General features: G+C 40.1%; 4 protein-coding genes. All 4 read right to left on the bottom strand.

All coding sequences use genetic code 11. The features are described 5' to 3' along the window. Nucleotides 1-14 precede the first annotated feature (14 nt). Nucleotides 15-4,541: a type I polyketide synthase gene (locus H6G75_RS11235; RefSeq protein WP_190980020.1), complete on the bottom strand. Its 4,527-nt coding sequence runs from the start codon at nt 4,539-4,541 to the stop codon at nt 15-17. Between the two features lie 169 nt (nt 4,542-4,710). Further along, a complete protein-coding gene (locus H6G75_RS11230) occupies nt 4,711-8,187 on the bottom strand; it encodes a non-ribosomal peptide synthetase (RefSeq protein ID WP_190980019.1) in 3,477 nt (1,158 codons plus the stop codon). After that, entirely contained in the window at nt 8,184-10,943 is a 2,760-nt protein-coding gene (locus tag H6G75_RS11225) for a non-ribosomal peptide synthetase (protein WP_190980018.1), read from the bottom strand. Before H6G75_RS11225 ends, H6G75_RS11230 begins: the two co-directional genes overlap by 4 nt. A 37-nt stretch (nt 10,944-10,980) precedes the next feature. Then, complete coding sequence (gene ectB, locus H6G75_RS11220) at nt 10,981-12,237, bottom strand: diaminobutyrate--2-oxoglutarate transaminase (RefSeq protein ID WP_190980017.1); 1,257 nt, start codon at nt 12,235-12,237, stop codon at nt 10,981-10,983. Nucleotides 12,238-12,302: the final 65 nt, after the last annotated feature.

Raw genomic sequence — 12,302 nt, 5'->3', positions numbered from 1 at the left:
CAAATTTCTCCTGCTTATTGACTGATTTGAGCTAACAATTTACTTAAATTTTCTTGATTGATATTTGCAGCCGCAAAATCAGAGGGGGTATAGTCTCCGGCTTCGGGAGACTGACAATGGCTGATCAAAGATTTGAGGGCTTGAACAAAATTTTGTAGTAATTTTTCGACTGTCTGAGGTCGATGAATATTTCGGCTGTAGTTAAAATCTAGTTGCAATTTGCCTTCAGTAATTGCCGCATTAATTTGGAAGAGATAAGGGCGAATTGCTTTTGGACTGGTGGTTGAACCGAGTGCTTCTTCTGTCCATTTAAACAAGGAATTTTGGGGCAAACTTTTACTCAGTTGACCAAGGTAGAGAAACATTACCTCAGCTTGGGGAAGAGACTGGAATTTTTCAATTATTACCGGGTCAGGGCTGAGGTAGCGTAACACTCCATAGTCAATACCATTACTCGAAGCATGACGCACTTGTTCTTTCACGGCTTTGAGTGCATCCCCAGAATTAACTGTTTTGTCTAAATCTAACAGTACAGGATAAGTAGTCGTAATCCACCCCACTGTTCTGGAAATATCGACATCATCAATTCCACCTGTACTCACTTCCCGTCCATTTTCATCAATATTAATTAGGAGTAAGTTTTGCTTTGTCCATTGTTTAAAAGCTTGTACCAGTGCAGTCAGCAAAACTTCTTGTGTATTCATCCGATACACTCCCGGAACTTCCTGAAGCAGCATTTGAGTTTCGCTTTCATTCAACGCAACTGAGATAACTTGCGCTTCGGAAGCTACAGTGTTTATGCCGTCAGGATAGTCTAAGGGTAAAGTGGCAACTTGCTGATAACGTCCGCTTAACCAGTGTTGCTGCTGTTGTTGTAACTGTTCGGATGCGGCATACTTCTGGAGACGCAACGACCACTGCTGATAAGAAGTTGTCTTTTCGGGGAGTTGAATTGGCTGTCCTTGACTCAACTGCTGATAACCAGTCTGGAGATCCTCTAATAAAATGCGCCAAGAACCAGGATCAGTCCCCAAGTGGTGAATCACAATTAATAAACGACTGTTTTGCTGCACACCCATATCAAACAAGGCAAAGCGGACAATTGGCCCAGTGGTTAAATTCAAACTGGCTTGAATTTCGGCGGCGGCTACCTCTAAAGCCGATTGTTGGGCGGTGGATGACAAAGCTGACAAATCAATATATGTCAACGGAACAAATTCTTCAGGCGCGGCGTTGACCTGTTCCCATCCAGAATCAGAACGGGTGAACCGCAGACGCAGGGCATCGTGATGTATTAATAGTTGCTTTAATGTTTGCTCTAAAATATCTAAATTCAGAGGTTTCACTACCTCTAACAAAATCGCTTGGTTCCAGTGATGAATTTCTGGTTGATTCAAGGCAAAGAACTGGTGTTGAGCCGGGGTCAGAGGTACTGAACCTGTGACTATACCTTGTTCAGCTTGGACAACTTGGGTTTTAGTGATTACCTGTGCTAATTTGGCGATCGTTTGATGTTCAAATAATTGCTGGGGTGTGAGTCGAAACCCGGCTTTAGTGGCTCTGGCGCTGACTTGAATCCCTAGTACGGAATCTCCACCCAACTCAAAAAAGCTATCTTCTACACCTACGGAAGCAATTCCCAGGAGTTCTTGCCAAATATTGGCAATGATTTGTTCTACTTCCGTTCTAGGGGCGACATAATCATTATCTAAGTTTGGTCTGAGATAGGCGGTGGTGCTGGTTGTTGGTGCAGTTTGAGTTTCGTCTATTGTGTTGGGCTGTTCCCCAGGGGCGCAACGCAAAACCAAATTAGCGGACGGATGGGCATCAACCCAGTAACGCTGACGTTCAAATGGATAGGTTGGTAAAGGAATACGTTGTTGTGGTGCATCGGTATAAAAACTTGACCAATCTACAGTAACCCCAGCTTGCCACAGGCGACCCAATGTCTGTAATAAATAGGCAACATCTGACTGCTGCTCGTAGAAATAACGCAAGCTGGAAAGCATCAAAGATTTATCGAGACATTGGGATGCAAAACTAATTAATGCTTGACCAGGGCCGACTTCTAACAAAATCGGATGATCTTTTTGCGATAATTGTTGGACTCCATCTGCAAAGCGCACTGTTTGACAAAGGTGCTGCACCCAGTAGGTGGGGTCTGTGGCTTGTTCGGCAGTAATCCAAGTGCCGGTGACGTTAGAAATATAAGGAATTTTGGGGGATTTGAGGCTAAATTGATTAACTAAATTGTGAAAAGTTGGTGCGATCGCTTCCATCATTACAGAATGAAAAGCATGAGAAGTTTGTAACCGCTTACCTATTAAACCGCGATCGCTCAATTTTTGTTCTAATTCTGCAACGGCATCGGGGAACCCTGCAACCACACATAATGATTCACCGTTAATTGCCGACAGGGAAATTTTCTCATTCAACCAAGGCTGTATCTCTGACTCGGAAAGCGGCACAGCCAGCATTGCCCCTGCTGGCAACTCATCAATCATCTGCGCCCTTCTGGCGACTAAGGTTAAAGCATCTGTTAAAGACAAAACCTCAGCCAAAGTGGCGGCGACATATTCACCAATGCTGTAACCAATCATCGCCGTCGGGCGAATTCCCCAAGATATCCACAACTGAGCCACAGCATATTCAATCACAAACATGGCTGGTTGCGTCAACACAGTTTGGTTCAGCCTTTGCGTGGCAACATCAGTTGATTGCCCTCCTCGTCCCAGCATTTTCCGCAAATCTAGCCCTTTTTGGGTTTGCTGGTTGTTATTTTGATGATTTCGGTTGGGATATAAAACATCTCGCAAATCCAAACCCAACAGTGGTTGAAGCAGTTCACAACATTCATCCACACAGCCGCGAAATGTTGACTCAGTTTGGTAAAGTTCCAAAGCCATATCAACATAGTGAGTTCCCAGCCCAGAGAACATAAAAGCAACTGGACGCGGTTGAGTTTTGTGGGCGACTGGTGGGGAATTTTGCAGCGCCTTGAGTGCATCGGGAATATCTCTACACACCACAGCACGCCGATAGTCAAAAGTTCTGCGTCCAAAAAGCAATGTGTAAGCCGCATCAGCCAGGTTTAAATCAGGATGTGCTTGCAAATAATCTGCTAAATTTGTGGTTGCTTTTTCTAGTGCTGATGCTGTTTTGGTAGATAAAACCAACAACTGATACTTTCTCCCCTGCCCCCTGCCCCCTGCTCCTTGTCCTTCCAATACTGGCGCTTCTTCCAAAATCACATGGGCATTAGTTCCCCCCAACCCAAAGGAACTAACTCCCGCACGCCGGGGAAGATTGTTAGTTTGCCATTCTGTAAGTTTGGTATTGACGTAGAAAGGACTATTGGCAAAGTCAATTTCAGGGTTAGGGGCAGAATAATGTAGGCTTGGGGGTATTTGTTTGTGCTTCAGGGCGAGGACAGTTTTGATTAACCCCACCACACCTGCGGCTGTGTCTAAATGTCCAATGTTGGTTTTGACGGAACCAATGGCACAGAAATTTGTTTTTTGGGTGCTGCTGCGGAAAGCTTGGGTGAGGGCGGCAATTTCAATGGGGTCGCCTAAAGCGGTGGCTGTACCGTGAGTTTCAATGTAGGTGATAGTTTCCGGTTCAACTTCCGCGACGATTTGGGCAGTTTTGATGACCTTAGCTTGAGTATCAATGCGGGGTGCAGTGTAGCTGACTTTGAACGCCCCATCATTATTAATCGCTGAACCTTTGATGATGGCATGAATTGTATCGCGATCGCTCAACGCATCTTCCAATCGCTTTAACACCACAATTCCCACACCCTCGCCACCTACAGATCCCTGAGCATCAACATCAAAAGCACGGCAATGCCCATCAGGAGACAGTATTCCCCCTTCTGTATATAAATATCCTGCTTTTCTGTCAGCATTGATGGCAACGCCACCAGCCAAAGCCATATCACACTCACCATTGAGTAAGCTTTGACAAGCCAAGTGAACTGCTACCAACGAAGTTGAGCAAGCTGTTTGAACTGCGTAACTTGGCCCTTCTAAGTTGAGTTTATAAGAAACACGAGTAGTTAAAAAATCTTTATTCCCAGCCAGAATAAGTTGCTGTGGATCAATAGAACCAATAATATTTTGATTTAAATAAATATTTAGTAAGTAGGTGTTCATCCCAGAACCAGCATAAACACCAATCGCACCTGGATAATTTTGGGAATCATACCCGGCATTTTCTAAAGCTGACCAAGCACATTCGAGAAAAACTCTGTGTTGAGGATCGGTAATTGTAGCTTCTCTGGGATTAAAGCCAAAAAACTCGGCATCAAAATATTCTGCGTCTTCTAATATTGCTTGGGCTTTAACATAATTAGGGTCATTTAATAAAGATGAATTTATTCCGGCTGCCAAGAGTTCTTCATCAGTAAAAAATGCAACTGTTTCCTTGCCTTGCTGAAGATTTTGCCAAAACTCATCAGTATCTTTAGCTCCCGGAAATCGACCCGATAAGCCAATAATTGCTATTTCTGAACCATTTAATGATGTACTAATACTCATGATTTTAAATACTAAACAAAATTAATCACACAATAACTCTCTGAAACTCTCTTTTCTTAACTCTCTAAAACTCTCTTTCCTTCGTGTCCTACCCTGCGGGAAGCCGCTATCGCGTCTATGCGCCCTTTGCGGTTCGTTTCTTAAAATTCTTCTTCATACATGACTGGTATTAAATATTTTGAATAGACTTAAGTTTTTGTAAACGTTTTCTTTGTTGAGCCTTGCCATCAGCAATTTTTTCGGTAACAATCTCTGTAATTTCAGCCGTTATTTTTTCCGGCTCAACTTGCGTTAAATAATTAGCTAAAGAGTTAATTGTGGGATATCTAAATAAATCAAGAACCGCTAAATCTTTGGTAAATACTTCACGTAATTTGCTATGCACTTGCACCAACAGCAATGAATGACCACCGAGTTCAAAGAAATTATCATGAATACCCACATTTTCTAATTGCAAGACTGTTTGCCAAATTTCGGCAATAGTTTGTTCAACTTCAGTTTGGGGTGGTTGATAAGCTGCGGTTAATTGGGGGCGAGTTGTATCAGGTGCAGGTAACGCTTGGCGATCGACTTTACCATTTGCTGTCAGGGGGAATGCTTCTAACAAGATAAAAGCAGCAGGAATCATATAGTTGGGTAACTTCGATTCCAGAAATTGACGTAGTTGCTCAATTGCAAGTGTTTGCTCAGTTTGGGGGACTAGATAGGCGACTAGACGTTGAGATAATGCTAATACCAAGGTTTCGCGTACACCTGGATATTGGCTAATGATGGCTTCAATTTCTCCCAATTCAATGCGAAAGCCGCGAATTTTCACTTGATTGTCAATTCGTCCCAAATACTCAATCTCTCCACTAGGGAGATAACGCCCCAAGTCACCAGTTTTATAGAGACGTGCGTTTGGGCGATCGCTAAAGGGATTGTCAATAAATCTTTCGGCTGTTAATTCTGGTCGATTTAAATAACCCCGTGCTACACCCGCACCACCAACATACATCTCACCCTTGACTCCCAGCGGTACTAGTTGCTGATAGCGATCTAATAAATAGACTTGCAAGTCAGGAATAGGACGACCAATCACACTCCCTAATCCGAGTTCTAAGTCTGCTTTGGTGAGTGGACGATAGCTAACATGGACGGTTGTTTCGGTAATACCATACATATTGACTAACTGCGGCAGTTGCTCTCCATGACGCTCAAACCAAGGTCTTAAGGTCTCCAGTTGCAAGGCTTCGCCACCAAAAATCACCAATCGCAGACTTAGCTGTTGGCTATTTCCCCAAGCTGCTTCTAGTTGAATAAGTTGGGTAAAGGCGGAAGGTGTTTGATTGAGTACTGTTACTTGCTGTGTGACCAACAACTTATAAAAGTCTTCGGGGGAACGACTCAGCCAGTAAGGTACTATGACTAGTCTCCCACCATACAGCAAAGCGCCCCAGAGTTCCCAAACGGAAAAATCAAAGGCGATGGAATGGAATAATGTCCAGACATCATTTTGATTAAATTTATACCAAGCTTCTGTAGCTGTAAATAACCGCGCTACATTGTTGTGATTGACTAATACGCCCTTGGGTTTCCCTGTTGAACCGGAAGTATAGATTATATAAGCTAAGTTAGCTGTTGTACATTCACTGGCGGGGTTAGTTTTGTCTTGCTTATTTATACTGTTATTATCCGTATCTAAACAAACAAGATTAGCTTGATGTGGCGGCAAATTCTCAATCAAATGCTGCTGAGTGAGTAGTACTGACACTTGAGCATCTTGCAAGATAAAAGCTAAACGTTCTGGTGGATAGGCTGGATCTAGGGGGATATATGCACCACCAGCTTTGAGAATAGCCAAGATACCGATTACTATATGGAGCGATCGCTCTACATAAATTCCTACTAATGTTTCTGGTTTTATGCCTAAAGTTTGTAAATAATGTGCTAATTGATTAGCTTTGGCGTTGAGTTCGCTATAAGTCAACTGCTCATCTTCAAATACTACTGCTACTGCATCCGGCGTGCGTTCTACTTGCGCTTGAAATAACTCATGAAGACATTGTGTTTGAGGATATATAATTTGCGGATCATTCCACTTATATAAAAGCTGCTGACGTTCTGATGTTGTTAATAATGGTAATTCTGATAATCGTAAATCTGGGTTAGTCACAATACCTTCCAGTAAGGTTTGTAAATGTGTCACCATCCGATTAACAGTAGTGTCATGAAATAAATCAGTATTATATTCAAAAGCGCCCACTAATCCCGCTTCTGTCTCTCGCATATCCAGGGTTAAATCAAACATGGCTGTGTGTGTTTGATTTTCCAAGAAATTCAAACTTAAACCTGATAGTTCTAATTCAGACTTAGGAGCATTTTGTAGCACAAACATAACTTGAAAGAGAGGCGGATGACTCAAATTGCGTTGTGGCTGCAATTCTTCGACTAATAAATCAAAAGGTAAATCTTGGTGAGCATAAGCCGCTAAAGTTGTCTCACGCACCAGTCGCAGTAATTCTCTAAAAGTGGGATTACCAGTGAAGTTAGTCCGCAGCACCAATGTATTGACAAAAAAACCAATGAGTTGTTCAGTTTGTGGTGAGTTACGATTTGCGATCGCAGAACCAACTAAAATATCTTCTTGACTGCTATAGCGATGCAATAGTGTCTTGAACCCTGCTAACAAAGTCATGAAGAGAGTTGCATCTTCATGACGGCTAAGTGTCTTTAACGCCTCAGTTAAATCATTAGATAAAGCAAATGATTTTCGTTTACCTCGAAATGTCTGAATTGGCGGACGAGGATAATCTGTAGGTAATTGCAATATCGGAATATTGCCACCAAGTTGTTTCTTCCAATAATTAAGCAGATTTTCCCGCACTTCTCCCTGCAACCATAGACGTTGCCAAACTGCAAAATCTACATATTGAATTGGTAATTCTAGCAATGGAGAAACTTGATTTTGAGCAAAAGCTTGATAAAGTGCTGCGACTTCCTGAATCAGTATCCCCATCGACCAACCATCAGATATGATGTGATGCACAGTAAAAAGTAGTACATATTCTGTTTTTGCTAATTGCAACAGAGTACATCGCAGCAAGGGAGCTTTATCTAATTTAAAACATTGGGAAGTTTCTTGCAGAATCAGTTTTTTAACTTCTGCTTCTCGCTCTATCTGTGGTAATGCTTGTAAATTAATTATAGGTAAGTTAAACTGCAAATTCTGGTTAATAATTTGCACTGGTTGTCCTTGATGGACAGCAAAACTTGTTCTTAAAATTTCATGTCTTCGGACAATTTCATTGAGAGCATTTTCCAATGCTTTTACATTGAGCGAGCCTTGAATTTGAATAGCCGCAGATAAATTATAAACGTTACTACCTGGTTGCAATTGGTCAATAAACCAGAGTCGTTGTTGAGCAAAAGATAGGGGTAAGTTATCCTGGCGAGGAACAGAATTAATCAGACATTTTCCAGACTTTAAAGCCAAATTATTATTACCAATAAAAGTAATAATTTCGGCTTTGCGTTCTGCTAGTTCAGCTTTAATTACTGGTGTGAGCGCACCTTTAGGGGCGTTACAACGCAGACGATTTTCTTCAACCCACAGCTTAATATCGAGATGACAAAGTTCAGCTAAAAACTCTGCAATAGTTTTCATATTTCTATCTCCTCCCGCTCTAAATCGTTCGCATCGAGAGAAATTAACTGTAATTGTTGAACTGTCAGTATCTTCTCGATTCGCTCGACTAATTGCGCGACTGTAGGCGCTTCAAATAAACTGCGTAAAGGTAACTCTACTTTAAATGCTTCTCGTAACCGAGAAATAACTTGAGTCGCTAATAAAGAATGTCCACCCAAATCAAAGAAGTTATCGTGAATCCCTATCTGTTCACGCTTTAATATCTGCATCCAAATATCAGCAACTATTTCCTCGGCGGGGGTACGGGGTGCAACAAAACTAACTGCTTCATTTTGGAAATTAGCTACAGGTAATGCCCGTCGGTCGATTTTTCCACTGGGAGTCAATGGTATTGCTTCCAGAGGTAAAATTGCCGCAGGTACCATATATTCTGGTAGTCTTTCTTGGAGTAAGTTGCGTAATTCTAGGATGACTTTGCTAGTGGCTTTATCATCTTGATGAAACTCAAAATCCAGCACAATATAAGCAACTAAACGTTTATCATCGGGATTTATCTCTTGCACAATCACTACAGTTTCTTTAACAGCAGAATGTTGGCTGATCAGAGCTTCAATTTCTCCCAATTCAATGCGGAAACCTCGAATTTTTACCTGATGATCAATACGTCCGAGAAATTCAATATTTCCATTAGGTAGCCACCTCCCTAAATCCCCAGTTTTATAAATTAAATCCTTATCTATTCCTGGTAGGGGTTTAGCATTAGTCGCAAATGGATTAAGTACAAAATTGGCTTTTGTCATTTCTTCATTCTGCCAATATCCCTCAGCCACCCCATATCCAGACACACAAATTTCACCGGGAAATCCAATAGGTACGAGTTGCATTTGAGGATCAAGAATATAGATATTTAAGTTAGCTAATGGTTTACCAATGGGAACAGTACGTTGATTTTCTGGTAAAGGTTGATCAACGATAAACTGAGTAATATCATCAGCCGCCTCACTGGGGCCATAAGCATTAACTACCTTAATTTCCGGGTACATCCTCAGCCATTTGTTGATTAGTTCCACGGAAACAGATTCGCCTGTCACCATCATCCATTGCAAATAAGGTAATAATCTTGCATCTGAGGGTAGTTGAGCAATGTAATCTAATAAACTTGATAGAATAACTGGGACTAATTCAACAATAGTAATTTTTTCTGTTTGAATAATTTGGAATAGTTTTGCGGGATTACAAATGGTCTCAGTATCGATAATGACGGTTTTACCACCAATTAAAATAGGCGCTAAAAATTGCCAAACGGAAATATCAGATGAGGCGGGAGCAGTTTGCAGAAAAGCAAAATTTTCATCCAAACTCAAAGCGTCAAATTCACCATAGATATGGTTGATGGCGCTACCATGTCTAATAATTACTCCCTTGGGTAGCCCGGTGGAACCAGAGGTATAAATCATATAAGCTGGATCAGTTCCTTGGTGCTTGACCTCTAAATCTTCGAGAGGTAAGTTACCAAAATCCAGTTCATCGTAAATGTTGATAGTATGAGTTGCGGCTAATACTTGCTTATCGGATTTAATATCTAAACAAATTAAACATTCTAAAGACAGGCAATGCTCTTGAGAAGCAACTAAAATATCTAAATACGCAGCATCTGTTAATAAAATTCTAGCGGCGCTATTAGATATCATGTATTTGATTCTATCTGGTGGATATGTGCTATCTATAGGGACATAAACACCGCCAATTTTGTGTATAGCTAGTATGCCGATAAGAAAATTAATATCCCGCTCTTTAATAATGCTAACAAAATCACCTGTTTGGACTCCTAATTTTGCTAACAATATGGCTAATTGATTAGCTTTAGCGTTTAATTGTTGGTAAGTTAATCGAGTATTACCAAAAACGGCAGCAATTTTGTTTGGTGTTTGTTCTACTTGTTTGGCAAATAATTGATCTATGGTTTGATTAATGGGATATAGTTTGGTATTGTCGTTAAATGTTGTTAATAAATTGGTGCGATCGCCTGCACTTAAAATGGTAATTTTAGAAACTCGAATTAAACAATTATTGAGAACAGCATCTAAAATATTAATGTAATATTTAATAATAACTTGAATACTTTCTTCTGTAAATAACAAATCGTTATAGTAGATATTGCCAGTAATTAAATTACCATTAACTTTAAAAGCAAAAGTTAAATCATTCTTGAGTGATTTGACATCTGCTAAACAATGTATATTCTCTAATAACGCTACTACGTCAAAAATAGGACAGCGATTCTGAGTATGCGGTAAATCTAATAATTCCATCAATTCATCAAAAGCATAGTTTTGATGTGTATAGCCATTGAGTGCTATTTCTTTAACTTGGACTAGTAAATCTTTAAAAGTTAGTTGATGATCAACATTAAACCGCAGAGGAATGACTTTGGTGGGTAAATTCTCAATCTTTTTGGCTGGTTGATAAATTGGCGAGCCAACTATCACATCATTAGTATTATTATATTTTCCTAGAAAAATAATTAATCCTGCTAACAGTACTAAGTAAAGAGCAAAATGAGAATTATTGGTAAATTTAATAATTTTTTGTGATAACTCACTGGGTATAACAAAGCTTACCGTCTTTTTTGTACCTTCATAGATTGCGGGTCTGACATAATCTGCAATCAAATTAGTTTCAGGTAATTCGCCAGCAAGTTGATTCAACCAGTAAATTTTCTGAGGAAATAAATTTTCAGCAGTCAAGTTATTTTGCGTTTTATTGGCAATCATAATTTACTTCCTCACTCTAATTAAAGAATTTCCCAATTTATGCAGCGACTAAATCATTAAAAGCGGATTTGAGAATTGCACAGCCTTTTTGTAAGGTGTCCATATCAATTACCAACGGTGGCAAAATTTTAATGACAGTATCATTTCTTCCTGCTAACTCAACTATTAAGCCTAGTTCAAAACAACGGGATGTTATTTTTTTAGCAAAATCATTACCGCCAAAGTTCTTGACATCAATTCCCCAAATCATCCCAATGCCACGAATGTCTATTTTGTTGCTCATAACGGCAATTTCTTGAGTGAGAAAGTTATTTAAATATAGTTCTTTAGCTTTAACATCTTTTTCCAGGTTACTACTTTCTCTATACTCTAAAGCTGCCGTTGCTCCAATAAATGCTAATTGATTACCGCGAAAAGTACCGTTATGTTCGCCTGGTTCCCAGATATCCAATTCAGGCTTAATTAATAATAGTGACATGGGGAATCCATAGCCACTAATCGATTTAGATAGAACCACCATATCAGGCACAATATCAGCTCTTTCAAAGGAAAAGAAAGACCCCGTTCTACCACAGCCAACTTGAATATCGTCACAAATTAACAAAATATCATGGTCATTACATAACTTGCGGAGGCGCTGCATCCACTCAACAGGTGCGACAATTACACCACCTTCAGCTTGCACTGTTTCAAAAATAATTGCTGCTGGTTTTTCAATACCAGAATTAACATCATTTAAAACTGTTTCGATATATTCTATAGTGTCAAACGTTTCCATGAAGCCATAGGGATAAGGCATAAAAGTTACATGACTTGCTGTACCAATTGCCCCGGCTCGAATTCCTACATTACCACTAATAGATAGACTGCCTAAAGTCATGCCGTGATATGCTCCCATAAAGGAGAATATGCCCGGTCTTTGCTTAACTTTTCTAGCTAATTTTAAAGCTGCTTCTACAGCATTTGTACCTGTAGGGCCGCAAAATTGCAGGCGATAATCTAGTTTTTTAGAGCTTAAGACTACCTCATCAAATTTAGATAAAAACTTCTCTTTGGCAGAAGTGTACATATCTAAAGCATGAGCTATACCATCAGCATCTAAATATGAAATGACTTTTTGTTTGATATAGTCATGATTATGTCCATAGTTTAAAGCACCTGCACCCGCAAAAAAGTCTATATATTCTTCGCCTGATTCAGCATAAACAATGGAATCTTTCGCTCGATGAAATATAGCAGGGAAATTCCGGCAATAGCTTCTGACGTTGGATTCACATTTTTCAAATGTATTCATATATGGAAATCCGTGTAGGAGTTAAAAAACCACAGAATCACGAGAAATGTTAAGTAATCAAGATT

This window comes from Nostoc sp. FACHB-280 (genome assembly GCF_014697615.1).
Taxonomy (GTDB): Bacteria; Cyanobacteriota; Cyanobacteriia; order Cyanobacteriales; family Nostocaceae; genus Nostoc_B.
Note: the sequence above shows the minus strand (reverse complement) of the source record. Positions and strands in the feature narration are given on the sequence as shown.